Origin of the sequence: Microbispora sp. NPDC049125, assembly GCF_040802045.1 — a bacterium.
Classification (GTDB): Bacteria; Actinomycetota; Actinomycetes; order Streptosporangiales; family Streptosporangiaceae; genus Microbispora.
The window spans coordinates 123,406-148,619 of the sequence record NZ_JBEZDW010000010.1 but is presented as its reverse complement, the minus strand read 5'-3'; the positions used below and the strand labels follow the sequence as shown (position 1 = coordinate 148,619).

Below are 25,214 nucleotides of genomic sequence, written 5' to 3'. Positions count from 1 at the left end.
CCTGGCGCGGCCTGAGGGCTGGTCCCGCATCCGGATCGTGGACGTCAGGAGTCGCGCGGGACCACCAGGCCGGACTCGTAGGCGAGGACCACCAGTTGAGCGCGGTCACGGGCGTGGAGCTTGGTCATGGCCCGGTTGACATGGGTTTTCGCGGTCAGCGAGCTGATCGCCATGCGGTCCGCGATCTGGTCATTGGACAGGCCCTGCGCGACCAGGGCGACGGCCTCGCGTTCACGGTTGGTCAGCTCTTTCAGCCCCGCGCCGGCATTGGTGTGAAGCGGCTGGGTGACGTACCGGTCGATCAGCTTGCGGGTGATCGACGGGGCGAGCAGCGCGTCACCGCGTGCGGCGACGCGTACGGCGTGCAGAAAGTCATCCGGCACGATGTCCTTGACGAGGAATCCGGCCGCGCCGGCGCGCAGCGCGTCGAAGACGTATTCGTCCAAGCCGTAGTTGGTCAGGATGACGACGTGCACCCCGGCCAGATCCGGGTCCGCGGTGATGCGCCGGGTCGCCTCGATGCCGTCCATGACCGGCATCTGGATGTCGATGAGCGCGACGTCGGGCCGGTGTTCCCTGGCCAGAGCCAGGCACCTCTCCCCGTCGGCGGCCTCGGCCACCACCTCGATGTCGTCTTCGAGGTCGAGCAGCGCGCGGAATCCGCTGCGAAGGAGCGGCTGGTCGTCGACCAGCAGGACACGGATCATGACGTCCGGTCCACGGGAAGCTCGGCGTGCACGGTGAAGCCCCCCTCGCCGCGCGGTGCCGCGCGCAGGTGACCGCCGAGGGCGGTGACCCGTTCGCGCATCCCGAGGAGCCCTACGCCGGGCACGGCGGCGGTGCCCGGTGTGGCCCTGCCGTCGTCGTCGACCCGTATCACCAGGGCGCCGGGACGGTAGTCGATCCGGACCGACGCCGTCGCGGCGGCGGCGTGACGGGCGACGTTGGTCAGCGACTCCTGAACGATCCGGAAGGCGGTCCGGTCCACCGCGGCCGGCACGTCATGTCGTTGTCCCTCGATCATCAACGTCGCGTCCAGGCCGATCGCCCGAGCCCGTTCCACCAGTTCCGCGACGTGGTCGAGCCCGCGCGGCGGGGTCGTGTCGTCGTCGCGCAGCGCCTCCAGGGTCGCGCGCAGCTCCCGGGTCGCCTCACGTCCGGCCTCCTGGATCGCGAGCAGAGCCGGCGGCACCGCTTCACCCCGCTTGCGCGCCACGTGGACGGCGACTTCCGCCTGCACCTTGATGACGGAGATCTGGTGGGTGAGCGAATCATGCAACTCCCGCGCGATGTGCAGCCGCTCCTCGGCGGCGCGGTGCCGCGCGGTCTCCTCCCGGGTGCGCTCGGCCTCGTCCGCCCGCCGCTCGGCCTGCCGCAGCGCCTCACCCGCGGCGCCGGCGGCGATCAGCCAGGCCAGCTCCAGGGCGCCACGGGCCTGCGCGAACGCCTCGCCCGTGTCGTGCAGGCCCGAGGCCATGGCCGCGAGGGGCAGAGCCGCCAGCATCGTCACGCTCGCCGCCACGGTGAGGGTGCGGTGCCCCGCCCGCACGGCCGCGTACACCGCGAACAGGAACGCGACGGCGGGCACGTCGAACCCGGCCGCCTGGTAACCCACCGTGCACAGCCCGGTGACGGCCAGGACGACGACCGGCGCCCGGCGGCGCGCGGCCAGCACCAGGCCGCCGGTCGCCAGCAGCGCGTAGCCGAGCAGGTCCAGGTACGTGGCGGAGTGCCCGGAGCGCCCGGTGACCAGCAGCGTCGCCGCCACTCCGACGGCTATCGCCCAGTCTGTGACACCGGTCGGGACACGGAGCCGTCCTGTGCTCATGCGCGCACCCTAGCCGGATGTCCGCGCAGGCGAATCCCGCGCACGGGGGCCGGCCGCCTACTGCGCGCGCGGTACTTCCGCGGTTCCTGCGGCGTCCACGGCAGCCGTCTGCGGCAACGGCGGCAGCACGTAGCACCTGCCTGCGCCGGACGACCGGCGGCGGGTCCGGCGGACATGATCAGGAACGTCCCAGTCGCAGGCGGACGGGGCTGGCCGGCGTGGTCGCCGGCGAGCTGGCCCGCTCCCGCCGCACCGCCTGACCGGCATGTGGCGGTTCAGGGCATGCGCTCGGCCGCGCTATCGGAGGTACGCCGCGAGGCCGAGCCGCTGGTCGCGCACCGCCGTGGCGACGAGACCGGCGATCTGCCGTGCGCCCGCCGCCTCGAAGTGGGTGTGATCGCCGGCGAAGAACGCGCCCACCGGGCCGGACGTGTAGTCGCCGCTGTACGGGCAGAAATGCAGGCTGTTGTACAGCGTGTAGCTCAGCTTGTGCAGGTCGACGACCGGGGCGCCGGTCGCCGTGCCGACGGTGAACGTGTCGGTCACGAATCCGCGGTTGGGCGTCGCCGTGCTTCCACTGCACGTCAGGGCCGCCACCGGGGTGACCAGCACGGGATTCGCGCCGCGCTGCCGGGCCGCGGTGACCATCGCGGTGAGCAGTTCGCGGTACCTGGCGGCGCCGACGTGCCGGGGGCAAGTGGCCGAGCCGTCGTTGATGCCGAACTGGATGAACAGGTAGTCGCCGGCCTTCATCCCGGTCGACGCGTTCAGCATGGCCTGCCAGCGGGAGGCGTACGCCGTCGAGCTGAGCACGCACTCGCCTGCGGAGTTCTGGTTGGCGGTGACGGCCGATTCGTACAGCCAGGTCTGGATGCTGCGGCCGCCTACGGCGTTGTTGGCCACGGTGGCGTTCGCCGTGAAGTACTGGCCGAACTCCCGTCCCCAGCCGACGATGCCGCTGCCGGCGCTGTTCGCCATGGTGGAGTCGCCGGCCAGCCAGACCGTGATCCGGCTCGGCGACGGCGACGGCGTCGGGCTGGGGCTGGGACTGGGGCTCGGGCTCGGGGTCGGTGTGGCGCTGGGGCTCGGGGACGGCGACGCGGTGCCGGGCACTCCGGTGCAGGTGGTGCCGTTGAGCGCGAAGGAACCGGGCACCGGGTTGCTCGCCGTCCACGCGCCGTTGAACCCGAAGTTCACCGATCCGTTGCTCGCGATGGTGCCGTTGTAGTCGGTGTTCCTGGCGGTGACGCCGGTCCCCGACTGGGTCACCGTCGCGTTCCACGCCTGGGTGACACTCTGGCCCGTGGTGAAGGTCCAGGTCAGCGCCCAGCCGTTCAACGTGTCGCCGAGGTTCGTCACGGTGACGTCCGCGCCGAACCCGCCGGACCACTGGCTGGTGATCCGGTAGGTGACGGCGCACCCGGTGGCGGCGGCGCCGGCGCTCGGCGCGCCGCTCAGCCAGGTCAGGGCCCCGGTCAGCGCCGCGACAGCGGACGCGATCACAGTGGTGGCCCGTCGTCGGATCAGGTTCATTCGCCTCTTCCTTCGCCGGGCGTCGTGTACCGCCAGGGCGCCCATGGCTGGACATCCGGCGCCACGTTCGCATCACTGTCCTGATGCCCCTCAAGACGCTAAAAATCGCGGATCACTCCGTCAACCGCCCGGCGCGGCGCGCGAATTCAACAGCCGATAATCAAGTGGGAACCGGCAGCTCAGAAGAATGAGGATCTTCACTGGGCCTGCCGATTGGAATGTGAAACGTTCAAGTCCGCGTCTTCCGTTTTGAAATAGACCAGCTCCCTCTTCGCCGGCTCATCGGGTCGCACGCGCGGCGTCCCGGCAGCCCTGCACACACCTACGCGTGGCCTGGCGCGTGGTCCCGGCCGGCCCGGTCCGGCCCGGTCTCGTGTCCGGTAGACGCCTCGGAGAAGAAGGCCAGCGTGCGTCGCGCGACGACTCCGGCGGACTTCCCTTCCGGCCCGAAGTGGTTGAGGCCCCGGAAGGTTTCGAGCGTGGCGGCCGGCAAGGTGTCGCGCAGAGCGTCGAAGGGCCCGGCGCCGCCGACCCCGGCGGTGCGGCTTCCGCACATGAGCAGGACGGGGGCGGTGACGGCCGCGAACTCGGGGAGCCGGCCCACCTGGGTGGCCAGCTGCTCGTGCTCGCCCAGGTTGGCGTCCAGGAGTGGCCTCATCCGCTCCCAGCGCCGCCCCCGGAAGCCGATGGGCAGGGCGGCGCGCAGGTACCAGTACGGGAGCTTGGCGAGGAAGGCGGGGACGCCGTCCACCCCTCGGAGGAAGTGCACGAACGCGCCGTACGCGTCACCGGCGGCCAGCCGTTCCCGGTAGGGCTCCACCCAGCCGGTGGAGATCGGCCCGGCCGGCACGCCCGGCTCGTAGACCGCGATCCGCTCGAACACCGGGGTCACCCGGGCGGTTTCGAGCACGACGAGCCCGCCGTAGCTGTGGCCGAACGCCAATCGCGCACCGGTCGCCGCCTGAACCGCGAGGAGATCGTCGACCTCCTTCCCCAGGTCGTACTCGGAACCCTGCGGCCCGCTGGCGCCGCGCCCGCGCCTGTCGACGACGTGCACGGTGTGGCGGACGGCGAGCGCGGTCGCCAGCGGCAGGTAGTCAGACGCGCTGCGCAGGCCGGCTCCGACCACGATGACGTCCGGTCCCTTGCCCAGCGTGTGGCAGCCGATCGATGTGCCGTCGGTCGATGTGACCGTGTGCAGGCGCACCATCGGCCGGTCCTGGACTTCCCGGCTCATTTCGCTCCCTCTCGTTCGAAGTGGTCGAGCGACGCCAGCAGCCGCTCGGTGTGCGCGGCGTACTCGGCGTACGGCACGCCGCTGTGCGCGACCAGTGCGGCCAGGCGTTGTTCGAACATCCGCAGGCCATCGGTGACCAGCTGCTTCCCGTCGTCGGTGAGGGTCAGCCGGTGGCGGTTCCCCCCGGCCGGATCGGGCCCCGCCTCCAGGAGCCCGGCCCCGGTGAGAACGCCTGTCATGCGGCTCACCGACGGCTCGGTCACACCGAGGGCGTCCGCGAGGGCTCGCTGCGTCGAGGCGCCGAACTCGCCCACAAGGGTCAGCGCCAGGAAACGGCTGTAGGACACGTTGTAGTCCTTCAGCATCCGGTCGGCCGCCCGGTCGAGGCGTGCGGTGAGCGCGTGCAGGTTGAAACTCAGGTTCCGTTCCATGCGAGCTAACTTAACATGCTAACTTAGAAGTTGAAGTTACATGGCGGATCAGGTCGGTCATCCTTCGGCGGCGGGCCCGTGGGGGTGGAGTCGCGGGTCGGAGTCATGGCGGGCCGGCGTGCCCGGCCGACGGCCTCAGGCTGTGCCCGTCAGGCCAGGTTATGAGCCGATTGGACGTATGTGCCGCCGAAATCCTAGAGTCCCTTTCATGACGTCTGGTGATCTCCAGCTACGCAAGGCCGACAAGACCGACGCGGACGAGATTTTCGCGCTGGCCCGCGAGTTCGCGGTGACCTTCCGGCCGGAGCGGGCGCCGTTCGAAGCGGCGCTCACGCGGCTTCTGGAGAACGAGGACGCCTTTCTCATGGTGGGCACCGTCGACGGGACGGTCCGCGGCTACCTGCTCGGGTTCACCAACCTCACGCTGTTCGCCAACGGCCGGGTCGCGTGGGTGGAGGAGGCCATGATCGAGGGCGCCTACCGCAGGCACGGCATCGGGCGCAGGCTGCTGGAGGAGTTCGAGGCGTGGGCCCGCTCCCGGGACGCCGGTTACGTCTCGCTGGCCACGCGCCGCGCCGCCGAGTTCTACGGCGCGCTCGGATACGAGGTCTCGGCCACCTACTACCGGAAGCTGCTCCGGCCCTAATCGAGCACCCGACGGCGAGTGTGGGGCCGTTCTGGCGTCACCCCTTCCTGCCCCTTCTTCCTGGTCAGCCTGTCTCGATGTGAGGGCAGGGGCGCCGCCGGCTGTAGCCGCCCGGCACCCACCGACATCCGAACAGCGGATAGCGGCAACTCCGCCCATGTCGGCTCGCTAACGCCACTGGCCGTTCTGTTGTCGATCAAACCCCATGTCCGCACACCAAGATCGGAAAAGGGGGGAGAACAAGCTCGGCCGGCAGGCGCCCCGTTGCTCGGCCGCCGATGGCAGGGGTGGTGCGAGGGTCACTCGCCGGAGGCGGCCTGTTCCCGCTTGCGGGCGCGGTAGGCGCGCAGGTTTGCGGCGTTGCCGCAGAACCGTACGTCGTGCCAGACGCCGCTATTGTTGCGTGAACGGTCGTAGAACGCACACGGGCAGCGCTCGTTGCGGCATATCTTCAGTCGCCGCCGCTGGTCGGTCTGCTGGGCCTGGAGGCATTCGATCAGTGCGAGCGATGCGACCCTCCGCCATCCGGTACCCGAAGGTTCTGCGACGACGGTGCCACGCTCGTCGACCCGCATCGAGACGGACAGTGTGGGAAGTGCGGCCAGTACCTGCGCGGAAACGGCCTCGGCGCCGTCGCTCTGATCGGAGAAAAGCCTGCGGAGAGCCCATCTCAGATCCCGCAGCGCTTCGCAGTCACGATCTGTGAGGTCCACAGCAGGAGCGGGCCGACCGGAAGCCGTGCTCCACCGGGCGAGCGCCTCGCTCAGCCACGCCTGCGCGGTGGTGGGGTCGTCGAGCCAGTCAGCATGGCGCGGCCTGCCAGCGGGCGAGGTGTTGAGCAGGTCCTGGACGAACGCGAGACCGCCGGGAGCAGGCTCCAAGGCGTAGCGCTCCGTGGCCGACCACGTCATGGCGTCGTCCTTTCTCCAGGGACACGACATCCGCGGATCCTAACGGACATGTCCGCACTGCCGACGTGCCCGTCAGGTCCTCCCTTGGCGCTGTGACATACGCCCCGTGTCACCCTGTTGCGGCGTGCTGGGTCACAGAGCGAGCAGGATGCGGCCGAAGGGGCCGCCCTCGGCCAGGAGGCGCTGCGCCTCGCAAGCCTTCTCCAGTGGGAAAACCTGCGCCACCTTCGGGTGAAGCTCACCCTGCGAGACCAGGTCGAGCAGGGCCGTGTTGGCGGCGTTGACCTGCTCGGGGGTGAACAAGGCGAACCTGAATCCGTGGATGTGGGCGTTCTTCCATATCAGGTCGGTCACGTTGATCTCGGCACGCACTCCAGCCGAGTAACCGATGCTGACGAGGGTGCCGCCCACGGCCAACGAGCCGAGTGCCTCCCCGGTGACCGATCCCCCGACGCCGTCCAGCACGACGTCCACGCCGTTACCGTCGGTCAGCCGCGCCACCCCTTCACGCAGCGACTCGTGCGTGAGGTCGATGACCTTATACCCTGCGGACCGGCCCAGCTCCGCCTTCTCGGTGGTGGTGGCCGTGGTGATGGCCTGCGACGCGCCCAGGACACGGGCGACCTCCACGCCGCCCTGACCGACCGCACCGCCGACGCCCGGCGCCAGTACGCTCCGGCCGCCGCGGAAGCCCGCCAACTCGTTCAGCGCCAGGTAAGCGGTCAGGTAACCGGCGCCGGTGGTCAGCGCGGCGGCGGTCTCGTCGTCGACACCGTCCGGGATCCGCACCAGATGTGCCGCGTCGACCGCGATGTAGTCGGCCCACGAACCGTCGGTGCTCACCCCGTACCGTCCTCCGCTCAGCACGACACGGTCACCTGCGGCCAGTCCCGAGGCGCCGGGCTCCTCGACCCGCCCCACACCGAAGCCACCCGGCCGGATCGGCAGCGGCTTGTGCAGGGCGGGCGCGAGCTTTCCCGAACGCACCGTCTCGTCCAGTGGGTTGACCCCGGCCACCGACATCCTGACGAGCACCTGCCCCTCGGTGGGCACCGGCAGGGGCCTGTCCCGCAACTCCAGTACGTCATAGCTGCCGAACCGGTCGTATTCAATCGCGCGCATGGCTCGTTCCTCACCTCGGCCCCGCCGATCGGTCGGACGACCGATGGCTCAGAGCATGAAAGAAGCGTAATCAGATTGTCTATGTCTGTCCAGTGGCCGGGTCGGGCTCTGTCCTCAAGTCGACTTCCCCGTACGTCCCAGGTTGCCGACCGAGGCAGTCCCGCAGGGCTTCGACCCGACCGGCCGAAACAACGTATGTGAAGTATTAACGGCTATGTCTTGCTGAGAGTGGACCGCGGGCTGGGATGCCGCCGTGGAGTTGAGATCAGAGGGATTGCCTGAGCTGTGGGGTTCCCGCTCCTGACAGGCCGTCGTCATGGCGGGTGGAGAGCTCACGGGCGATGAATGGTTCTTGATCGAGCCGCACCTGCTGGGTGCGCGGGGCCCGATCCCGGACCTGCGGCAGCAGTCCGACGCGGTGATGTGGCGCGGGCGGCCCGTGGCGGGATCTGCCTGCCGAGTACGGGCTGTGGTCCACTGTCTATGACAGGTCGAGGTCGTGGGCGATGGCGGGTGTCTTCGATCGGTTGACCCACCCGAAGACTCGAACTCCGTACAGCCTTAGCGGCCGCGGTTGGCGGGGACTTCGAAGATGAGTCCGAGACCGTCCTCTTCGTCCCAGTGTTCGCCGACCTCGACGAAGCCGAAGCCGGCGATCGTGGCCAGGGACGCCACATTGTCGGGACTGATGGTCGCCCGTACGGTCTCGACCGCCGGTTCGGCCGCGGCCCGACGCAGCAACTCGATCAGGATGGCTCGGCCATACCCCTGGCGACGGAAGTCGGGAGCAACCGCGTAGCCGATCTCTACCATGCCCGCCTCATCGGGCGGTCCGTGAAACCCGGCATGACCGATGACGACACCTTCAGGCCCGGTTACCGCCTGCCGCACTATCCACTGTGCGTGGCGGGGATCGGCGGCCATCTGGTCGATCCGAATCCGCCACAGCCACCGCGCTCTGTCTGTCACGAAGTACTCAGTCAGAGCGACCCCGGCCGTGTTGCTGGCCGCGGGCAGGTCCCCATCGAGCAGAGCGGACATCACAGTGCGCGACAACTCGACAAAGCGCACATGCTTCGAACTGGTGGTGAACGACGTCTGGCGATCGGCTTCATCTGTCACAGTGCGGATGGTCGCAAGATGTCCGACAGACGTCCAACGAATTGTGGAGTGATTGATCGACCGAACGTGCTCACGACAGCATCCGCCACCACGAGCACCGACCCGTTGCAAGATCATGTCGGCGTGTGCCGTGCCAAAACTCGTGTACTGGCTCAAGGTCTCAGCGATCATCGCCTGCATCAACCGATCGAAGACACCCGCCATCGCCCACGACCTCAACCTGTCATAGACAGTGGACCACGGCCCGTACGACGACGGCCTATCAGGAGCGGGAACCACAGCGCAGGCCTTGCCTCATGATCGTTATCGTCGGCAAGGCCGTCGTGTCATCGGGCTGACGGAGGCGAACCGCGCCGGTCGCCGGCGCGTCTGACGGATATGCGACTGTTTCCGGCCGCGGTGCTGCTCATGCTCGCGGCGGCCTGCGGTACCGCTCGAGCACCGGTCACCGCTGACGAGTTCGCCGACCGAGCCCGGGAGGTCGCCGAGCACTGGCAGAGCTCCCCCGAGCGCGAGCCATGGATCGAGGGGTTCGTCCCGCTGCGGAACCTGACCATGGAGCTCCGTTGGGAGCGCGTGCCCCGGTGGGTCGGGCGGAGCGCGATCAACAGCGCCTGGAAGCTGGAGACCGAGCTCCCGGCCGGGGCGCCTGCCCCGGCCGGGCTGCGCTGGGCCGATGGGAGCACGCTGAGCGTGCCGGTCCTGGCGGCCGCAGCCGCCTACGCCGGGCTCAGCAAGCCCAAGTCCTTCGCCGACGAGAAGTGCCCGGCGAAGGGCTGCCGGCCGCTGCGCGTGGTCGCGGTCACCCGGGGAGAGGCCACGGTGCCCAGCAGCCGGGGGGACGTACGGGTGCCCACATGGGACTTCACCGTGAAGGGCGTGCCGGAGCCGTTCCGGCGGGTCGCGGTGGACCCGGCCGCGATGGGCGGGCCGCCCCGCCCGCTGGATCGCGGGACCCAGGAGGTGAGCACCTACGAGGTGCGCGCGCCGGCTGAGCTCCAGCTGAGCTACCGGCACGGCACCTGCGACACGACGTACGGCGCGCGCGCCTACGAGACATCCGAAGCGGTGGTCGTGGACGTCGACGTCCGGCAGGACGATGTGGAGTTCTGCAACGCGATGGGGAAGACAGACACGATCGGGGTCACCCTGCGCGAGCCCCTGGGCCGCCGGGTGGTGCTGGATTCCAGCAGCGGCGTGCCCCTCCTGCCGCGGAGCGACATCCGCTTGTTCGAGTTCCAGAACTACGATCCGCGCCGCTCCTAGACGATCACCGCCCGGCCCGTGACGCCTCCGGCGGCACGGGTGCGCCTGACGGCGGGCGGAGGCCTCCTGGCCTGGCGGTGGAGCTCTTTTGGCCCGACGCGGGCGGAGCGGCCACCACCGCCGCACCGTCGTGGTGGTGCCCGCCGGCCGGTCAGACGAGGTGCGCGAGGAACCATTCGCTGATCGCCCGGTCCACCGCCGCGGCCGCCGGAAGCTGAGGCGCGGGCTCCACGCCTGGCTGCTCGGCCAGTGGATGCGCCAGGCCGGGAACCGTCATCTGCCGCACGTGGTCCGGCTGGTCGTACCGTACGCGCAGCGCCTCGGCCAGCTCGCCCGCGTCCGTGCGGAAGCCGGGGAAGTCCAGTTCGCCGTTGACGACCAGCACGGGCGGCCGCGGCGCGCGGGCCGCGATCCGGCCGGCGTGCGCCACGAAGTCGAGCCGGTCGGCGGCCGCCCGCGACTCCTCGTCCCACTCGTACGGCTCGCGGCCGGCTCCCTCGATGACCGCGACCACCGAGCGCGCCCGGACGGCCGCGTTGACCAGGGCGGCCGCGGCGACCGGGACGTCGCCTCCGGCCAGGACGGACAGGGCGACGGCTCCGCCCAGCGAGCCGCCGACGACCCCGATCGGGCCGCCGTCCACCGGGAACCGCCCGCGCAGCTCGGACAGGGCCGCCGGGAACTCCTCTGCGGCCTGCCGGACGACCGGGTGCACGTACCGCATCATGGGATCGGCGAACGCCTCATCGCGCCCGCCGTCCCACGCGCGGTCCCCGCACCACGGCATGCCGAGGTGCACCCGCCAGGCCGGGACGCGGGCCAGCGGCAGCGCCGCCGCGAACGCGGCGTCGGTGCGCGGCGCGTCCATCATGTGCCAGGTCACCACGAGCGGCGCCGGCACCGCGTCCGGGACCGCCGGCGGCAGCGCCGTGAACGGCACCCCCGCGGCCGTGCCTCTGATCGCCTCGATCTGCCGCATGCTCATCAGCCCCTTGCCGTCCGGATCGCCGCGTCCCCACGCTAGGGGCGCGCACCGGCCGGCGGAACGGCCCGGCCCTGCGCTGGTGGCGAACTCGTCACCTGAACGGCCGCGGCACGGGCCGCGGGGTGCCGCCGTGGACGTCAGGTGAGCTGGGCCTCCAGGCGGTAGCCGTCCACGGTCACGTAGACGGAGTCGCCGGGGCGCGCGTTCAGCCGCATGAGCACCGGCTGCAGCGAGTCGAACACCGGCTGCCGGTCGCGCCAGACCAGGACCACGGCGTTGTCCCCCGGCCCGGTGACCGACAGGAGCGTGCCCGGGCGCATGCCGAGCTGGGCGGCGTACCCCTCGGGGACGGGGACCGGGTCGCCCCGCAGGTGGCCGCTGGTGACGTCGATCCGCTGCCAGCGGCGCGGGTCGGAGGCGGGGCTGGAGGGCGTACGGGGGCCGGGGACGAGGTGCGGCCGGGGCACGCCGGCGCTCAGCGCGCTGAGCGCCGCCAGAGCCGTGGCCGCGTCGGGGCCGTTGTTGGCCTGCACCGGGACGGGGACGCCGCCCCGATGGTGGTGGTGGCCGTTGACGCCGGGGGTCCTGCGGGGGAGCGGCGCCGGTTTGCCCGCGGCCTCGGCGAGCTCCTCCTGCATGTGCCGGCCCGCCAGCTGGCCTTGGTCCTGCCCGGAGATCTCGGGCATGGAGTCGATCCACGCCTTGGCGGAGTGGGCGCGGATGCCGAGCCGGCCGAGCAGCTCGATCACGTCGGCGTCGGCGGGCTTGCTCGTGAGGAGCTGCCGCGTCTTCTCCCGCAGGCCGGCGAGGTCGCCCACGACGAGCCAGCCGTCCTGAAGGCGGCGGTCGGGCATCAGCGTGACGAGCACCCGCCACAGGGGCGTGCCGAGCGCGGGGACCTCGACCGGATGGGACGGATCGGCCGCGATCAGCTGCTCCTGGGTCGCGGCCGCCCCGAGCCACTCGGTCAGGCCGAACATGTGGCCGGTGAGGGGGGCGGAGTCGGAGGAGCGGAGCCACACGAGGACCCGCTCCTCGGCGGCCCGCTGCGCCTGGGAGAGGATCTCCCTGTCGACTTGCAGGTCGTGCGCGAGGGCGCGCAGGCCGACCGGCTCGGCGGCGAACAGGCGCTGGGCCGCGACGGCCTTGGTGATCGGGTCCCAGCCCCGGAACAGGCCGTCGACGACGGAGACCATGGGGTGCTCGCTCGGCGACGGCACGGCCGGCGGGGCGGCCGGAGCGGCCGGCGGGGCGGGTGCCGCCGCTGGAACGGGTGCCGGCAGCGGGGCGGCGGCGGGGACACGGTCCTGGGCGGGCGCGGGTCCCGTGGTGGTGGGTCCCGTGGTGAAGGCGACTGTGGTGAACGGTCCCGGGGTGAGGGCGCCTCCGGGAAGAGGGCCGGCGGCGGCGGGCCGTACGGGGAGGGGGCCGGTCGTGGTGGCGCGGCTGGGCCGTGTGGGGAGGGGCCCGGTGGCCGGTCCTGTGATGGGAGGTCCTGTGGTGGCGGGGCCCGCCGGGTGGTGCCCGTTGGCGCCCCTAGGAGGCGCCGCGACGATCCCCGCCGGTCCCGTGAAGGGGCCGGTCGACCCGGTCGATCCGGTGGGCAGCCCCCGTGGCGCCTCTCCCGGGGCGGCCGGTGGCGCGGTCACGGGGACGGCCGGCGCCGCGATCTTCCGCTCCTGAAGCGGGGCCTGCGCCTGGAGGTGGGTGAAGATCTCCCGGAAGACGGTGGTCAGGAGCGCCTCGGACGAGTCGGGGACGCCGGGGGACTGCAGGTCCAGCGGGGTGAGGCGGCGCAGCCGGTACCAGCCGCCCAGCCGGGCGACCGCGGAGCGGGCCGGCTCGGGCCAGCCGGGAAGGGCCGGGTCCATGGTGTGCACCTGGAGTGCGGGAAGCAGGTCGGTCAGGGGGAGATGGTCCCATCGCCCCATCGCGAGCCTGGCCAGCCGTTCGCACAGCCAGTCCACTCCCGTCGCGTCCATCGCCCGGCCGAGGGCGACGGACGCCCACCAGCCGCCGGGCAGGCGGGGGTCGGCCAGCATCTCGGCCACCTGCTGAGGACGGCTCCACCGCAGGGCCGGGACCAGGTCGCTCAGGCAGATCGTTGACTCGGCGTCCATCGGTATGACCGCACCCTCCCGAGAGTGACGCATGTTGCTAATGGTGCAGCTTACGCGGCAAACCGGCAATTGGTGTCAATAGGGTAAAGTTCCAGCGCTCGGGCGGCCCCCGACCTGGGCGACCGCCGCGGCACCGGCTTCGCACCCTCTCACGAGGGCCTCCTCCGGCGGCAGCCCGGCCAGCGTTCCGGTGAGGAATCCGGCCGCGAACGCGTCGCCCGCGCCCGTCGAGTCGATCACTTCGGTGGCGGGCGCGGCCGCCCTGGCGACTATACGGCTCCCGAGCGCCAGCAGCGCCCCCGCGGCTCCCAGCTTCACCGCCGCCGTGCCGTACCGCGCGCCGAGGGCGGTCGCCGCCGCCTCGGCGTCCCGCTCCCCGGTGAGCAGCAGGGCCTCCTCCAGGTTGGGGATCACGATCCCGGCGGGCGCCGTCTCGCCGAGGAACCGCTCCGGCCCGAATCCGCGCAGGAAGCCGGCGGAGGCGGGGTCGACGCTGACGGTGGCCCCGCGCTCGCGGGCCTGCCGCATGGCGAGCCTGGCGAGCTCCAGGCCCGGCTCGGAGAACAGGACGTATCCCGAGACGTGGAGGTGTCTCACGCCGTCAAGCAGCGAGGGCGTCCAGTCGTCCACCCCGATGTGGCCGCCCGCGCCGCGGTTGGTGAGCATGGAGCGCTCGCCGGTCGCGTCGACCAGGGCGATGACGACGGCGGTGGGCCGCTCGGGGTCCACCCGGACGTGTGGCCGCACCCCGCACCTGGCCAGCTCGGCCGTGTGCCACTCCCCGGTGTCGTAGCCCGCCCGGGCCAGGAAGCGGGTGTCGGCGCCGAGGCGGGCGGCCCAGGAGGCCGTGTTGGCCCCCGAGCCGCCCGCGCGCAGCGTGATGTCGGCGGGCGTGTCCGTGCCGGTGGCCGGAGGCCCGTCGTGCAGCGCCACCACGTCGGTGACCACGTCACCGATCACCAGCAGCCCGGCCGTTGTCACGGCCACGGTCTAGGCTCCCTGTGCCCAGGAGGCCGCGATCGCCCCGGCCAGGCGGGCGTTCCCCCGTACGGCGGCCAGGTTGGCCTCGAGCGACGCCCCGCCCGTGCCGTCCACGAGGCGCTCCAGCAGGAACGGCGTGATGGCCTGCCCCGTGACGCCCCGTTCCTGGGCGGCGTTCAGCGCCTCCTCCAGCACCCGGTCGTGCAGCGCCGGGTCGAGCTGCAGATCGGCGGGGACGGGGTTGGCCACGATCAGCGCGGCGTCCAGCCCGCCCAGCGCGTCCTGCGCCCGCATGATGCCGGCGGCCTCCCCGGGGGTCTCGATCCGCCAGTCGACGGGCTCGCCGGAGCTGTGGAGGTAGAAGCCGGGGAACCGGTCGGTCCGGTAGCCGACGACCGTGATCTGCCGGGTCTCCAGGCGCTGGAGGGTGGCGGGCACGTCGAGGATCGACTTCACGCCCGCGCAGACGACCGTGATCCGTGTGCGGCTGAGCGTGTCGATGTCGGCCGACTCGTCCTGGACCGACGTCCAGCCCCGGTGGACGCCGCCGAGGCCGCCCGTGGCGAACACGCGGATGCCCGCCCTGGCGGCGAGGAACGAGGTCGCCGACACAGTGGTCGCGCCGCTCAGCCCGAGAGCGGCGGCCGGGGCGAGATCCCGGAACCCGAGCTTGCGCAGCCCCGGCTCGGTCGCGATCCGCTCCAGCCCCGCCTTGTCGAGGCCCGCGCGCGGGACGCCGTCCAGGACGGCGATCGTCGCGGGCACCGCCCCGGCCTCCCGCACGATCTCCTCCAGCTCCAGGGCGACCCGCAGGTTCCTCGGCTGCGGCAGCCCGTGCGAGATGATGGTGGACTCCAGCGCGACGACCGGGCGGCCGGCGGCGAGCGCCTCGGCGACCTCGTCGGATACGTGCATGACTCTCCTGTTCCGGGCATGGCGGAAGGTGTCCGCTTCGGGCTATTGTGCCGGTCATGGTGGCATTTGTGGTGGTTGGGGGTTCGCAGCCGGATCCCCACTGGCAGACCGGTCTCTGACCTCCCTCCCGAGGCGGTGGGCCCATGGGGCACGCCGTGACGCCGTTCCCCCCGCCGAGTCTCCCGGGAGCCCTCATGCCTCGCTCGCACTACGACGTCGTCATCGCCGGTGGCGGTCACAACGGTCTGGTGGCCGCCGCGTACCTAGCGCGCGCCGGGCGCAGCGTGCTGGTGCTGGAACGCCTGGGCCACGTCGGCGGCCTCGCCGTCTCCGCCCGGCCGTTCCCCGGAGTGGACGCCCGCCTGTCGCGCTACTCCTACCTCGTCAGCCTGCTTCCCGCGAAGATCGTGCGTGACCTCGGGCTGCGCCTGGAGCTGCGCCGCCGCCGCTTCTCCTCCTACACGCCTGCGGGTGGCACCGGCCTGCTCGTCGACGGCGGCGACGCGGAGCGCACCGCGGCCTCCTTCGCCGCCGTCACGGGCGGGCGCCACGACCTCGACGCCTGGGAGCGGTTCTACGGCATGACGGCGCACGTGGCCCGGCGGGTCGCGCCGACCCTGCTCGAACCCCTTCCGGAGCGTACGGCTCTGCGCGACGCGATCGGCGACGACGAGGCCTGGCGCGACCTCTTCGAACGGCCCATCGGCCAGGTGGTCGACGAGCGGTTCGCCGACGACACGGTGCGCGGGGTGGTCCTCACCGACGCGCTGATCGGCACGTTCGCCGATCCGGCCACCGATCTGCTCGCCAACCGGTGCTTCCTCTACCACGTCGTCGGCGACGGCACCGGCGACTGGAACGTCCCCGTCGGCGGGATGGGCGCGGTCACGGCGGAGCTCGCCGAGGTCGCCCTCCGGCACGGCGCGGAGATCCGCGTCGGGGCCGAGGTGGTCGCCATCGATCCGGTCGGCGGCGAGGTCACGTTCACCGGCGGCACGGAGCTGACCGGCGGCGCCGAGCATCTGGGGAGCGGCGGCCCGGAGCATACGGTGACGGGCGGGAAGGTGCTGGCCAACCTGCCTCCGGCCGTGCTCTCCCGGCTGCTCGGCGAGGAGCCCGAGACGCCGGAGGGCGCCCAGCTCAAGATCAACATGGTGCTGTCGCGGCTGCCCCGCCTCAAGGACCCCGCGGTGACGGCGGCCGAGGCGTTCAGCGGCACGTTCCACATCAACGAGGGCCGCGACCAGCTCGCGGCGGCCTACGCCCAGGCGGCCGCCGGACGGGTCCCCGAGCTCCCGCCCGCCGAGGTCTACTGCCACTCGCTCACCGACCCGTCGATCCTCGGCCCGTCGCTGCGGGGCTCCGGCGCGCACACCATGACCCTTTTCGGGCTGCACATGCCCGCCCGCCTCTTCCGCGACCCCCTCGCCGGGCCGCAGGCCCGGCGGGAGGCGCTCCGCCGTACGATCGCGTCGATCGACGCCGTGCTGGCCGAGCCGATCGAGGAGTGCCTGCTGCGTGCCCCGTCGGGCGAGCCGTGCCTGGAGGCGAAGACCCCGCTCGACCTGGAGCGGGAGGCGGGCCTGCCGGGCGGGCACATCTTCCACCGCGACCTGTCCTGGCCGTACGCCGAACCACGCGAGGATTCGCGGCCAGGCCCGTGGGGGGTGGAGACCGCGCACGAACGGATCCTGCTGTGCGGCGCGGGGGCCCGGCGCGGCGGCGGCGTCAGCGGCATCCCCGGCCACAACGCCGCCATGGCCGTCCTGACCGGACTCTCATGACCGCCGGGTAGCTCTCGTGCCGGTGCGTGAGGATGCCCCGAGACCGCTGGATCTTCGGCGATGAGCCGGCTCCGCGCAGGGCCTTCCGGCTCGAGATGGATCGCCACATCCACATCGGCCGGAAGGCCCTCTTGCCGCGCCGTTCAGCGGCCCGGATCAGCACCGCCGTGCGTCCGCCGGGTCGCCGGCGTGGCTCATATCACGAGCTGCTCCTCGACCGCGCGGGTGCCGCGGACGATCTTCGGGTCGCCCTCGTCGGCGACGTAGTCCTCGGCGCGGGTGGCGTCGAGGCCGTCCGCGGCCTTGACCGCCTTGAGCACGAGGGTCGCCACGACGCCGACGACGAGATTGACCGCGAGGGCGATGACGCCGGTGTATACGGTCATCTTGGTGTCGAGGCCGATGTCGCCGAGGGGGTAGGCCGAGCTGCCGAAGTGCTGGTGACCGTTGGCGGGGTTGGGGATGCGGTAGAGCATCCACATGCCCGCAGCCATGCCGGCGACCCAGCCCGCGATCAGGCCGCCGCGGTGGAACCATCGGGTGACGAGGCCGAGGCCGACCGAGGGGAGCGTCTGCAGGATGACGACGCCACCGATGAGTTGCAGGTCGATGGAGAACTGCGGGTCCAGCAGCAGGATGGCCAGCACCGCGCCGACCTTGACGACCAGCGAGGCGAGCTTGCTCACGGTGGCCTCTTCGGAGTCGGTGGCGTTCCGGCGGATGTACTCCTTGTACACGTTGCGGGTGAAGAGGTTCGCCGCGGCGATCGACATGATCGCGGCGGGGACCAGCGCGCCGATGCCGATCGCGGCGTAGGCGATCCCGGTGAACCAGCCGGGGAAGACGTGGTCGAACAGCAGCGGCACGATCGTGTTGCCGTCCGGCTTGCCGTTGCCGCCGGTGACGGGCGTGATCCCGGCGGCAATGGCCATCAGGCCGAGCAGCGCGATCAGCCCGAGCAGGAGAGTGTAGGCAGGGGGGGCCGCCATGTTCCGCGTGATGACATTGCGGTTCTTGCCGGCCAGCGCGCCGGTGACGGTGTGGGGGTAGAGGAACAGCGCGAGCGCGGAACCGAGCGTGAGCATCGCGTAGTTGAGCTGGTTGTTGTGGTTCAGCAGGATGCCGTCGGCCGGCGCGGGGTCTTGTCGAACTTGGCCTGGGCGGAGTCGAAGATGTGACTCCAGCCGCCGAGCTTATGCGGGATGTAGAAGATCGCGACGAGGATGACGGCGTAGATCAGCACATACTTGACGAACGCGATCAAGGCGGGCGCCCGCAGGCCTGACTGGTAGGTGAAGGCCGCCAGGATCGCGAACGCGATGATCAACGGCCAGTGGCCCTCGACGCCCATCGCCTCCAGCGTCGCCTGGACACCGACGAGTTGCAGGGCGATGTACGGCATGGTCGCCACAATGCCGGTGATCGCGACCAGCAGGGCGAGGGTGGAGGACCCGAAGCGGGCCCGGACGAAGTCGGCGGGGGTGACGAACCCGTGCACGTGCGAGACCGACCACAGCCGGATCAGCACGAGGAACACCAGCGGGTAGACCACGATCGTGTACGGCGCCGCGTAGAAGCCGGCCGCGCCCGCCCCGAAGACCAGCGCGGGCACCGCCACGAACGTGTAGGCCGTGTAGACGTCGCCGCCGACGAGGAACCAGGTGACCCACGAGCCGAACCTGCGGCCGCCCAGGCCCCACTCGTCCAGGGACCGCATGGTGGTGGGCCGCCGCCAGCGCGCGGCGACGAAGCCCATCGCGCTCACGAGCGCGAACAGGACGATGAATATGACGAGTTCGGTGGTGTGCCGTCCGGACATCGGCTCAGTCCTCCTTCGGCGCGGCGTGCGACCCGGTGCGCGCGTCACGGGTCGCCAGGTGGACGATCGTCGTGCACCCGACGCCGAGGATGACGAAGGCGAACTGTACCCAGTAGAAGAACGGGAGACCGGCCAGCCGCGGGGTGCTCTTGTTGAACACGAACGTCAACAGCGGGACGACGACCGGAAGGATCAACAGCCAGTTCCATGGGCTGCGGTCACTTCGCCGCGGCCCGGACACGTTGCCGGCCCATTGTGCCCCCTCACAAATCGAGCGGCCATCCCGTGATCGCAGGATGGCCGCTGCATGTCTTGCCATGACAGTCAGAAGAGTTGCTCGCTCGATACGCTCACAACACCCTGAAAACTCTGTTCGATGTCGTCGCCCGGGAAAAGAATGTGCGTGTCAGTTTTTTAAATCCAAAAGCCGTTCCGTGTGTCCGTGCCGTGCCACACCGATTTCGCATGACAGCCATGAGTGACTCGTGTTGGACGCCCTCGAAGGGCTCCGCCTAACGTGGTCCGCGGAACGATGGAAGGAGCGATGCCTTGCGGTACCGGTACTCCGGGGGGAGGGCGCGGCCGGCTCGGCGCCTCCCTAGGCGGAGCCGGTCCGTGTCACCTCAGCGGGGCCGGAGGGACGCTCCGCGGCCTTCGCCTCGACATCGCGTCGCGTCGCGGTCAGGGTCTCGGCGGTGAACACCATCTCGGCGAGCAGGCGTGCCGGCGGGCCGCTGTCCTCGGTCGTGACGAAGTGCACGACCCACTGCAGGTCCGGTTCGGGGAACGGCCGCCGCGCCAGGCCTTCTGCCTGCGGCTTGCCGGCGAGCGGAGCCGGGACCAGCGCGACACCCAGGCCCTTCTGCACCAGGTCCATGAGCATGTGCATGTCGTTGACGGTGAAGGCGACCCGCCGCACGAGGCGCCGCCTGGCGAAGGCGGAGTCGACGATCCGCCGCCCCGTCCACGTCGTGTCGAAGTCGACGAAAAGGTGCTCTTCGAGGTCGGACCAGGTGATCTCGTCACGAGAGCTCAGTGGGTGCCCTGTCGCCAGCACGAGATCGAAGTCCTCGCGGGCGACCTCGAACGAGTCCAGCTTCCTGCCGTTGGACGGCGCGACGAACTCGCCGGGCCGGGCCAGGAACGCCGCCTCCAACTCGCCCCGGAGCAACTGGTCGAAGAGCTCCTGGCACCCGAGCTGCTCGTACCGGATCGAGACGCCGGGAAAGTGTGAGTGCAACGTCGCGATCAGCTCGGACAGATCGACCAAGTCGCCCAGGCACTGCTCGGAGCCGACCGAGAGGCTGCCTGTCGCCGACTCGTCCGCGAGCTCCCTCAGGGCCGCCCGCGCGTCGCGCAACATGCGGCGGGCGCGGGGGAGGAGGGCATGACCCGCCGGAGTGAGCGCGACGGTCCGGGGCGTGCGGTCGAAAAGCCGGACGTTCAGCTCGCGTTCCAGACCGCGGATCGAGGAGGACAGCCCCGACTGGGTGACGTACATCAGCTCGGCGGCCCGGGTGAAGCTGAGCTCCTCCGCTACCGCGATGAAGAACTCGATCTGCCGGATGTCCATAAGCCACCCCCTCGCAACGATACATCGACCCGTATGCCGAGGTCAGAGCCCTCCTGGGACCCTCACCGGAGAGAGCGTGCGCAGATCGATCTGGTCCGTGCGGCGCAGCAGGGCGATCCGCAAAGCCTCGGGCTCCTGCTCAAGCTGAATCGCGGAGCGATGTACGCCGTGGCGTACGGCATCCTTGGCAACGGCGCCGATGCCGAAGACGCCTGCCAGGACGCCGCCGTCACGGCCATCTCCCGGCTGGCGGATCTTCGTGATCCCGCCGCGGCGGGATCCTGGCTCAAGGCGATCGTGCGCAATACATGCCGTATGCGACTCCGGAGCAGGCTGCCGGTTCCCGTCGGTCTTCCGGACGAGTCGATCGTGACAGGCGGTGCCGGCGATCCGGCCGAGGTCATCGAGCGTCAGGCGACGCGCGACTGGATCTGGTCCGGCCTGATGAGCTTGAGCCCGACCGTACGCGAGGTGGCGATCTTGCGGTATTTCACGCAGGTGAACTCCTATCAGGAGATCGCCCGCGCGTGCGGCGTCCCGGTGGGAACGGTGCGAAGCCGGCTTGCGCGTGGGCGAGGGGAGAGGTCAATGAGACGTTCGGATCGATGGAGCGCAAGCGAGGCCATCCTCTCCTGGGCCTTACTGTCGCTTCGTCGCGGCCCGACTTTCCGGCTGGGGATTTTGGCCGGCTTGGTGCGGCGATACCAAGTGGCCGGGATGGAAAGGAAAGCTGTCCGAATTGGTTACCTGGCATATCGCAATACCGCGGGATATGCCACTGCGCGACAAACTGCTTCAGCGCCTGTGGCAAAAGGGATCCACGCAGATGGGACTCTCGGCGGTCCCTCCGGAGATCTCCGTGCCCGCGGTGGTGGACTACCACGATGAGGTGACCTGGCAGAGTCTCGACGACATGCTGGTCGTGAGCAGGGTCAGCGGTGCGCACAGCGCGCACTTCTCCTGGCGGTCACGCGAAAGCGGGTGGGCGAAGCTCATGCTCGTGTGTCACGTCACCGCCGGCTCGGTTCGCATCACCGATGCCCGGAACGACGTGGTGATCGGCCCGGGAACGATCTGCGTTCGTGACTTCGGGGGCGACTGGAGATATACAACGGGCGATGCGACGACCTCGCGTATCCTGATCTTTCCCAGACAGGCGCTGTCCGGGGTGTCCTTCGAACGGCTCAGCTCCTTCGTGACGGTGAGTTCGTTCTCTCCGAAGGCCCGCCTGCTGCTCGCCCAGCTCGACGCGCTCGGCGACACCGCCGGCAGACTGACCGCCAAGGCCGCGAAGAGAGCCCGGAACTCCACTCTTCACCTCATCCGGGGGATCCTCGACGCCGAGCTCTCGTCACAGGCGCGTTCGTGCCACATGCGGAGCCGCGCCGAACGGTACATCGACCGCAATCTCCGGGATCCTTCCCTCGACCCCAGAAGCATCGCCAAGGGCCTCGGCGTCTCGCTGCGCACCCTGCACCGGGCCTTCGCGGAATCGGATGAATCCGTGATGGCCTACGTGCGCCGGCGCAGGCTGGACCACGCGCGAATCGAGATGGCCACCCACGACTCCTCGGTCACCATCACCTACCTGGCGGCGCGGTGGCAGTTCGCCGACGCGGCCCATTTCTCCCGGGCCTTCCGGCAGCGTTTCGGGCTCACGCCGACGCAGTACCGGAAGATGGATCGGAACACGCGCCTTCGCGCGCAGGGCTTGGACGCCATCTAGCGCGAGCCGGTCCACCGATGAGAATGGACCGGCGACCGCGGCGGATTCAGCTCACTCGACGAAGATGTCCACAGGCGGGCGCATCTCCGCGCAGACGCGAAGCATGTCGTGGATCACGTGGTCCTCGAACGCCTGAAAAGCTTCCTCTTGCATTGCCTGCTCTCGTGATGACGGGGCCCCGGCCGACGGGCGGCCCCGAAGTGGATTCCCGAGTGGGACGGTGTCGTCACTTCCCGACGCGAGGTGGAGTGCGGGTGCCGTACACCTTCTTGGCGTGTGACGCGTAAAGACGTGGGGCCAGTACCGGCATGATCAGGCGGGCTGGGAGAGGCGCGTGGGTGAGCACTTCCCTCACGACCTCGTGGTCGCCCTCGTACATCGCCATGCCCACGCCGAGCGGCAGGGCCTTCTTCGGGCTGTGGTTCAGCGCGTGCTCCCCCAAGCGTCTCCATTCGGCTGAGGTCACGTACTTCTCGGCCATGGGGAGAATCTCCTTCTCCTCCAGAGCCATGTGCTCGAGAAGGCCGTCGAGCAGCACCTCGAAAGCGGCAGCGAGCTCCTCACCCCCTCGCGCCGTGGCCTTCCAGGTCGGCAGAAGCTCCTGCGCACGCTTCAGCGCGGCCTCGATGCCGTGATGCTGCTCCTCCATCGTGGGAACGACGGCCGCCGTCTCCGCGCCACCCCGTTCCAGCAGAAGCGGCCACAGGACGATGTCCTCGCCCTCATGATGCAGGTGCAGCACGCGGCAGATCATCTCCGCGTGGTCCGAGACGACCGCGGCTCGTCTGGTGTCTCCCGGAGCCACATCCCGGACCAGCTGGGGCAGGAGGCGGAATTCACGGCGCATCATCGTGTGCGCCAGATACATGTCACGAACGTCGGCCATGGGGCCGGTACTCGCCTGCGTCACTGTCATCCTTCATGGTCGAAGCCGGGGCACAGACATGGCGGGCTGAGCGCAGCAAACGTCGCTGCCTGCCCGCGGTTCCCCGTCAGAGGCCAACGTGTGCGACGTCGACGACGTGAGCCGTCTTTCCGGCGGGGTGATTGGAGCGTCTCACCGACGTGACCCTGGACGCGAGAACGAGCGTGCCACGTGGCCAGGCCTCATATCGGCGCCACCAGGTCAGGCGGGAGCCGCAGGGTGAAGGTGGACCCCGGCCGGGTACGCGGACGGCCGTACCCGCGGCACGCCGGCACCGCCGTCCACGAGACCGGCCGGGCGCGTTCGGCGGGCCGCCGGCCGGGTACAGGAGGAGCCTCCCGGCACGAACCTCCTGTGACGAAAGGGTGATCGGATATGGACAAGCAGGCCTTCATCGCGCTCCTCAACGAGGACCTGGAGAGCGAGTACCGCTCGATCGTGCAGTACGTCCAGCACGCGGCCACGATCAAGGGCGCGGAGTACCTGTCGGTCATCGCGGAGCTGAAGGAGCACCTGGGGCAGGAGCTGACCCACGCCAGCACGCTCGCCGAGCAGATCGACTTCCTCGGCGGGGTGCCCAGCGTCCGGGTGCCCGAGATTCCCGAGGCCACCGGCAGCGCCCAGGCCCTGGAGCTCGACCTGGAGCTGGAGCAGGAGCAGCTGCGGCGCTACCGGGAGCGGGTCGAGCAGGCGGGCGAGCTGGGCCTGAGCGACGTGGCCGAGGCGCTGCGCCCGCTGCTCCAGCAGACGCAGGATCACGTCATGGACCTGCAGACGATCCTGGGCAGGTGATCGAGGGCCTGGCGCGGGGGCGACCTAGGCGGGGAGGGCGGCGAGCAGGTACGCCAGCCGGGCGGCGGCGTCCTTGACGCCCTCCACCGTGCCCAGCCGATAGCCCCACGACGTGATGAACGCCCCGCTCTCGGAACAGGTCACCGTCTCGCACAGGGTGTCGCTGAAGCGGTTGCGCACCTGCACCCGCGGGGGCGCGCCACCGAGCACCCGGACCGACAGGTCCATGTGAGCGCTCACAGCGGAGGCGAACTCCTGGATGCCGGTTACCGTGTCGACCAACGCCCGTCACCTCCCGTTCAGGGAGCCAAGAATTGCACGCCGCGCGGGCGATGTTCAAGCAATTGCACCGATCAGCCTGGCGATTGTGATGTGTAGTCGTCGAGGGCGCGGACGATCAGCGTCCTCGCGGCGTCCCGGAATGCCGCCACCTCGCAGAACTCCTCGAACGCCTGGGCGTAGAAGGCGATGTCCTCCGGGTCGCGCAGGAGCAGGTCCCTCGTCCTGGTCGCCACGCCCACGAGGGAGTCGTTGTAGATCCAGAACGCGTTCATCAACGCCGCCGGGAGCGGGGCCTCGAACGGCAGGATGCCGAACTCCACGTTCGGCAGCGTGGTCACCGCGAGGAGCCGGTCGAGCTGGCCGCGCATCACGTCCGGGGGCGCCAGCCGGTAGCGCAGGACCGACTCCGGCATGACGAACCGGAAACGCCGCGCCTGGTCGTAGAGGATCTCCTGGCGCTGCATGCGCACGCGGATGGCGGCGTCGACGTCGTCGGTCGTCTGGTAGAGCCGGCGGACCTTGGCGAAGATGTGCCGGGAGTACTCCGCCGTCTGCAGCAGGCCGATCACCACGCCGGGCTCGAACACCCGGAACAGCCGGGTGCTCGCCTCCAGTTCCCTGACGTCCTCCTGCAGGCCGCTCAGCCCGCTCTTGTGCCGTTGCCGCCAGGAGTCGTGGCGGTCCACCAGTGCGGCCGCCGACTGGATCAGCGTCTCCATCGTCTCGGGGTCGGCCTCCACGGCCTGCCCCCACGCCACCACGTCGTCCTCGGTGGCGGTCTGCCGGGCGTTCTCGATGCGGGAGACCTTCGAGGGCTGCCAGCGGAGCCGCTCGGCGAGGTCCTTGCCGGACAGGTGGGCGTCCTCCCGCAACTGGCGCAGCCGGGCTCCCAGATCGACGCGCGCCTGCTGGAAACCGCTCACTCACACCTCCCGGCCGTGGTGCGGTCAAAAGTAGACCTGGGCCGGAGGATCAAGCCATAGGGAAGTCCCTAATCGTGATCAACCAGCACGCGCCGGGCGATTTCCAGGAGCAACTCCCGGGGGACTTCGACGGCCGTCTCGCCGTCGAGCACGTGCAGCAGGTCGGCCCGCGCCTCGCCGTCGACGACCTCCAGGCCCTGGACGACGATCGTGCCGCGGTCGGTCTCGTAGAGAGAGGGGCAGGCGCCCGCCTCCGAGGTGGAGCCGAGGAACCGGAGTCTCATGTCCTTCTC

General features: G+C 70.6%; 26 protein-coding genes and 1 pseudogene. 7 read left to right on the top strand and 20 right to left on the bottom strand.

The features are described from left to right. Nucleotides 1-44 precede the first annotated feature (44 nt). The 5 genes from AB0B72_RS14825 to AB0B72_RS14805 form a co-directional block, all read right to left on the bottom strand. Nucleotides 45-707: a response regulator gene (locus AB0B72_RS14825; protein WP_367739266.1), complete on the bottom strand. Its 663-nt coding sequence runs from the start codon at nucleotides 705-707 to the stop codon at nucleotides 45-47. After that, nucleotides 704-1,828, bottom strand: a complete 1,125-nt coding sequence (locus AB0B72_RS14820) for a sensor histidine kinase (RefSeq protein ID WP_367739265.1) — start codon at nucleotides 1,826-1,828, stop codon at nucleotides 704-706. Before AB0B72_RS14820 ends, AB0B72_RS14825 begins: the two co-directional genes overlap by 4 nt. A gap of 297 nt (nucleotides 1,829-2,125) precedes the next feature. Next, a complete protein-coding gene (locus AB0B72_RS14815; RefSeq protein ID WP_367739264.1) occupies nucleotides 2,126-3,361 on the bottom strand; it encodes a cellulose binding domain-containing protein in 1,236 nt (411 codons plus the stop codon). Between the two features lie 322 nt (nucleotides 3,362-3,683). Beyond that, the gene (locus AB0B72_RS14810; RefSeq protein ID WP_367739263.1) at nucleotides 3,684-4,598 is read right to left on the bottom strand and encodes an alpha/beta fold hydrolase; all 915 of its coding nucleotides are present in this window, start codon (nucleotides 4,596-4,598) and stop codon (nucleotides 3,684-3,686) included. Beyond that, nucleotides 4,595-5,029 (bottom strand): MarR family winged helix-turn-helix transcriptional regulator, encoded by a 435-nt coding sequence (locus AB0B72_RS14805; RefSeq protein ID WP_367739262.1) that lies wholly within the window; start codon nucleotides 5,027-5,029, stop codon nucleotides 4,595-4,597. Before AB0B72_RS14805 ends, AB0B72_RS14810 begins: the two co-directional genes overlap by 4 nt. 208 nt (nucleotides 5,030-5,237) lie before the next feature. Between AB0B72_RS14805 and AB0B72_RS14800 the strand changes: the two genes are divergently transcribed. Further along, the gene (locus tag AB0B72_RS14800) at nucleotides 5,238-5,675 is read left to right on the top strand and encodes a GNAT family N-acetyltransferase (protein WP_367739261.1); all 438 of its coding nucleotides are present in this window, start codon (nucleotides 5,238-5,240) and stop codon (nucleotides 5,673-5,675) included. A gap of 299 nt (nucleotides 5,676-5,974) precedes the next feature. Here the strand turns inward: AB0B72_RS14800 and AB0B72_RS14795 are convergent, their stop codons facing one another. Both AB0B72_RS14795 and AB0B72_RS14790 read right to left on the bottom strand, forming a co-directional pair. Next, on the bottom strand, nucleotides 5,975-6,586 hold the full coding sequence (locus tag AB0B72_RS14795) for a CGNR zinc finger domain-containing protein (protein WP_367739260.1): 612 nt from the start codon (nucleotides 6,584-6,586) through the stop codon (nucleotides 5,975-5,977). 132 nt (nucleotides 6,587-6,718) lie between these two features. Beyond that, complete coding sequence (locus AB0B72_RS14790) at nucleotides 6,719-7,708, bottom strand: zinc-binding alcohol dehydrogenase family protein (protein WP_367739259.1); 990 nt, start codon at nucleotides 7,706-7,708, stop codon at nucleotides 6,719-6,721. Between the two features lie 412 nt (nucleotides 7,709-8,120). Between AB0B72_RS14790 and AB0B72_RS14785 the strand changes: the two are divergent. Further along, nucleotides 8,121-8,232, top strand: a pseudogene (locus tag AB0B72_RS14785) (transposase); the annotation flags it as partial. 37 nt (nucleotides 8,233-8,269) lie between these two features. On the opposite strand, the gene AB0B72_RS14780 reads toward AB0B72_RS14785, so the two are convergent. Next, nucleotides 8,270-9,034, bottom strand: a complete 765-nt coding sequence (locus AB0B72_RS14780; RefSeq protein ID WP_367739258.1) for a GNAT family N-acetyltransferase — start codon at nucleotides 9,032-9,034, stop codon at nucleotides 8,270-8,272. Between the two features lie 174 nt (nucleotides 9,035-9,208). Here AB0B72_RS14780 and AB0B72_RS14775 point away from each other — a divergent pair, with 174 nt between their 5' ends. After that, the gene (locus tag AB0B72_RS14775; RefSeq protein WP_367739257.1) at nucleotides 9,209-10,096 is read left to right on the top strand and encodes a hypothetical protein; all 888 of its coding nucleotides are present in this window, start codon (nucleotides 9,209-9,211) and stop codon (nucleotides 10,094-10,096) included. A 151-nt stretch (nucleotides 10,097-10,247) separates the two neighbouring features. On the opposite strand, the gene AB0B72_RS14770 is transcribed toward AB0B72_RS14775, so the two are convergent. The 4 genes from AB0B72_RS14770 to AB0B72_RS14755 all read right to left on the bottom strand — a co-directional run bounded on the left by AB0B72_RS14770 (nucleotide 10,248) and on the right by AB0B72_RS14755 (nucleotide 15,097). Next, nucleotides 10,248-11,075, bottom strand: a complete 828-nt coding sequence (locus AB0B72_RS14770; RefSeq protein WP_367739256.1) for an alpha/beta hydrolase family protein — start codon at nucleotides 11,073-11,075, stop codon at nucleotides 10,248-10,250. Between the two features lie 143 nt (nucleotides 11,076-11,218). Beyond that, nucleotides 11,219-13,201 (bottom strand): hypothetical protein, encoded by a 1,983-nt coding sequence (locus AB0B72_RS14765; protein WP_367739255.1) that lies wholly within the window; start codon nucleotides 13,199-13,201, stop codon nucleotides 11,219-11,221. Nucleotides 13,202-13,276: 75 nt separating this feature from the next. Next, a complete protein-coding gene (locus AB0B72_RS14760) occupies nucleotides 13,277-14,188 on the bottom strand; it encodes a carbohydrate kinase family protein (protein ID WP_367739254.1) in 912 nt (303 codons plus the stop codon). A gap of 3 nt (nucleotides 14,189-14,191) precedes the next feature. Further along, nucleotides 14,192-15,097 (bottom strand): pseudouridine-5'-phosphate glycosidase, encoded by a 906-nt coding sequence (locus AB0B72_RS14755; RefSeq protein ID WP_367739253.1) that lies wholly within the window; start codon nucleotides 15,095-15,097, stop codon nucleotides 14,192-14,194. 194 nt (nucleotides 15,098-15,291) lie between these two features. Between AB0B72_RS14755 and AB0B72_RS14750 the strand changes: the two genes are divergently transcribed. Next, a complete protein-coding gene (locus tag AB0B72_RS14750) occupies nucleotides 15,292-16,881 on the top strand; it encodes a phytoene desaturase family protein (protein WP_367739252.1) in 1,590 nt (529 codons plus the stop codon). Between the two features lie 194 nt (nucleotides 16,882-17,075). Here the strand turns inward: AB0B72_RS14750 and AB0B72_RS14745 are convergent, their stop codons facing one another. The 4 genes from AB0B72_RS14745 to AB0B72_RS14730 all read right to left on the bottom strand — a co-directional run bounded on the left by AB0B72_RS14745 (nucleotide 17,076) and on the right by AB0B72_RS14730 (nucleotide 20,273). Next, entirely contained in the window at nucleotides 17,076-17,966 is an 891-nt protein-coding gene (locus AB0B72_RS14745; protein ID WP_367739251.1) for a hypothetical protein, read from the bottom strand. Nucleotides 17,967-17,992: 26 nt separating this feature from the next. Then, complete coding sequence (locus tag AB0B72_RS14740; RefSeq protein ID WP_367739250.1) at nucleotides 17,993-18,700, bottom strand: hypothetical protein; 708 nt, start codon at nucleotides 18,698-18,700, stop codon at nucleotides 17,993-17,995. 4 nt (nucleotides 18,701-18,704) lie between these two features. Further along, nucleotides 18,705-18,896, bottom strand: coding sequence for a DUF3311 domain-containing protein (locus AB0B72_RS14735; protein ID WP_367739249.1), 192 nt, complete (start codon nucleotides 18,894-18,896; stop codon nucleotides 18,705-18,707). A 402-nt stretch (nucleotides 18,897-19,298) separates the two neighbouring features. Continuing rightward, a complete protein-coding gene (locus AB0B72_RS14730) occupies nucleotides 19,299-20,273 on the bottom strand; it encodes a LysR family transcriptional regulator (RefSeq protein WP_367739248.1) in 975 nt (324 codons plus the stop codon). 33 nt (nucleotides 20,274-20,306) lie between these two features. Here AB0B72_RS14730 and AB0B72_RS14725 point away from each other — a divergent pair, with 33 nt between their 5' ends. Then, a complete protein-coding gene (locus tag AB0B72_RS14725) occupies nucleotides 20,307-21,161 on the top strand; it encodes an RNA polymerase sigma factor (protein WP_367739247.1) in 855 nt (284 codons plus the stop codon). Beyond that, nucleotides 21,100-21,999 (top strand): helix-turn-helix domain-containing protein, encoded by a 900-nt coding sequence (locus AB0B72_RS14720; RefSeq protein WP_367739246.1) that lies wholly within the window; start codon nucleotides 21,100-21,102, stop codon nucleotides 21,997-21,999. The genes AB0B72_RS14725 and AB0B72_RS14720 overlap by 62 nt, the downstream gene beginning before the upstream one ends. A gap of 226 nt (nucleotides 22,000-22,225) precedes the next feature. Here the strand turns inward: AB0B72_RS14720 and AB0B72_RS14715 are convergent, their stop codons facing one another. Continuing rightward, on the bottom strand, nucleotides 22,226-22,909 hold the full coding sequence (locus tag AB0B72_RS14715) for a hemerythrin domain-containing protein (protein WP_367739245.1): 684 nt from the start codon (nucleotides 22,907-22,909) through the stop codon (nucleotides 22,226-22,228). A gap of 390 nt (nucleotides 22,910-23,299) precedes the next feature. On the opposite strand from AB0B72_RS14715, the gene AB0B72_RS14710 reads away from it, so the two are divergent. Beyond that, nucleotides 23,300-23,716 (top strand): ferritin-like domain-containing protein, encoded by a 417-nt coding sequence (locus tag AB0B72_RS14710; RefSeq protein ID WP_367739244.1) that lies wholly within the window; start codon nucleotides 23,300-23,302, stop codon nucleotides 23,714-23,716. Nucleotides 23,717-23,740: 24 nt separating this feature from the next. Here the strand turns inward: AB0B72_RS14710 and AB0B72_RS14705 are convergent, their stop codons facing one another. The 3 genes from AB0B72_RS14705 to AB0B72_RS14695 all read right to left on the bottom strand — a co-directional run bounded on the left by AB0B72_RS14705 (nucleotide 23,741) and on the right by AB0B72_RS14695 (nucleotide 25,205). Then, on the bottom strand, nucleotides 23,741-23,998 hold the full coding sequence (locus AB0B72_RS14705; RefSeq protein WP_367739243.1) for a hypothetical protein: 258 nt from the start codon (nucleotides 23,996-23,998) through the stop codon (nucleotides 23,741-23,743). A gap of 71 nt (nucleotides 23,999-24,069) precedes the next feature. Continuing rightward, nucleotides 24,070-24,921, bottom strand: a complete 852-nt coding sequence (locus tag AB0B72_RS14700; protein ID WP_367739242.1) for a helix-turn-helix domain-containing protein — start codon at nucleotides 24,919-24,921, stop codon at nucleotides 24,070-24,072. A gap of 68 nt (nucleotides 24,922-24,989) precedes the next feature. Beyond that, the gene (locus AB0B72_RS14695) at nucleotides 24,990-25,205 is read right to left on the bottom strand and encodes a hypothetical protein (protein ID WP_367739241.1); all 216 of its coding nucleotides are present in this window, start codon (nucleotides 25,203-25,205) and stop codon (nucleotides 24,990-24,992) included. Nucleotides 25,206-25,214 lie beyond the last annotated feature (9 nt).

Bases quoted from the DNA above. Each gene is read 5' to 3' on its own strand.
- AB0B72_RS14825 (WP_367739266.1), bottom strand. From the start codon at position 707: ATGATCCGTGTCCTGCTGGTCGACGACCAGCCGCTCCTTCGCAGCGGA.
- AB0B72_RS14820 (WP_367739265.1), bottom strand. From the start codon at position 1,828: ATGAGCACAGGACGGCTCCGTGTCCCGACCGGTGTCACAGACTGGGCG.
- AB0B72_RS14815 (WP_367739264.1), bottom strand. From the start codon at position 3,361: ATGAACCTGATCCGACGACGGGCCACCACTGTGATCGCGTCCGCTGTC.
- AB0B72_RS14810 (WP_367739263.1), bottom strand. From the start codon at position 4,598: ATGAGCCGGGAAGTCCAGGACCGGCCGATGGTGCGCCTGCACACGGTC.
- AB0B72_RS14805 (WP_367739262.1), bottom strand. From the start codon at position 5,029: ATGGAACGGAACCTGAGTTTCAACCTGCACGCGCTCACCGCACGCCTC.
- AB0B72_RS14800 (WP_367739261.1), top strand. From the start codon at position 5,238: ATGACGTCTGGTGATCTCCAGCTACGCAAGGCCGACAAGACCGACGCG.
- AB0B72_RS14795 (WP_367739260.1), bottom strand. From the start codon at position 6,586: ATGACGTGGTCGGCCACGGAGCGCTACGCCTTGGAGCCTGCTCCCGGC.
- AB0B72_RS14790 (WP_367739259.1), bottom strand. From the start codon at position 7,708: ATGCGCGCGATTGAATACGACCGGTTCGGCAGCTATGACGTACTGGAG.
- AB0B72_RS14780 (WP_367739258.1), bottom strand. From the start codon at position 9,034: ATGGCGGGTGTCTTCGATCGGTTGATGCAGGCGATGATCGCTGAGACC.
- AB0B72_RS14775 (WP_367739257.1), top strand. From the start codon at position 9,209: ATGCGACTGTTTCCGGCCGCGGTGCTGCTCATGCTCGCGGCGGCCTGC.
- AB0B72_RS14770 (WP_367739256.1), bottom strand. From the start codon at position 11,075: ATGCGGCAGATCGAGGCGATCAGAGGCACGGCCGCGGGGGTGCCGTTC.
- AB0B72_RS14765 (WP_367739255.1), bottom strand. From the start codon at position 13,201: ATGGACGCCGAGTCAACGATCTGCCTGAGCGACCTGGTCCCGGCCCTG.
- AB0B72_RS14755 (WP_367739253.1), bottom strand. From the start codon at position 15,097: ATGCACGTATCCGACGAGGTCGCCGAGGCGCTCGCCGCCGGCCGCCCG.
- AB0B72_RS14750 (WP_367739252.1), top strand. From the start codon at position 15,292: ATGCCTCGCTCGCACTACGACGTCGTCATCGCCGGTGGCGGTCACAAC.
- AB0B72_RS14745 (WP_367739251.1), bottom strand. From the start codon at position 17,966: ATGCTCACGCTCGGTTCCGCGCTCGCGCTGTTCCTCTACCCCCACACC.
- AB0B72_RS14740 (WP_367739250.1), bottom strand. From the start codon at position 18,700: ATGTCCGGACGGCACACCACCGAACTCGTCATATTCATCGTCCTGTTC.
- AB0B72_RS14730 (WP_367739248.1), bottom strand. From the start codon at position 20,273: ATGGACATCCGGCAGATCGAGTTCTTCATCGCGGTAGCGGAGGAGCTC.
- AB0B72_RS14725 (WP_367739247.1), top strand. From the start codon at position 20,307: ATGCCGAGGTCAGAGCCCTCCTGGGACCCTCACCGGAGAGAGCGTGCG.
- AB0B72_RS14720 (WP_367739246.1), top strand. From the start codon at position 21,100: ATGGGACTCTCGGCGGTCCCTCCGGAGATCTCCGTGCCCGCGGTGGTG.
- AB0B72_RS14710 (WP_367739244.1), top strand. From the start codon at position 23,300: ATGGACAAGCAGGCCTTCATCGCGCTCCTCAACGAGGACCTGGAGAGC.
- AB0B72_RS14695 (WP_367739241.1), bottom strand. From the start codon at position 25,205: ATGAGACTCCGGTTCCTCGGCTCCACCTCGGAGGCGGGCGCCTGCCCC.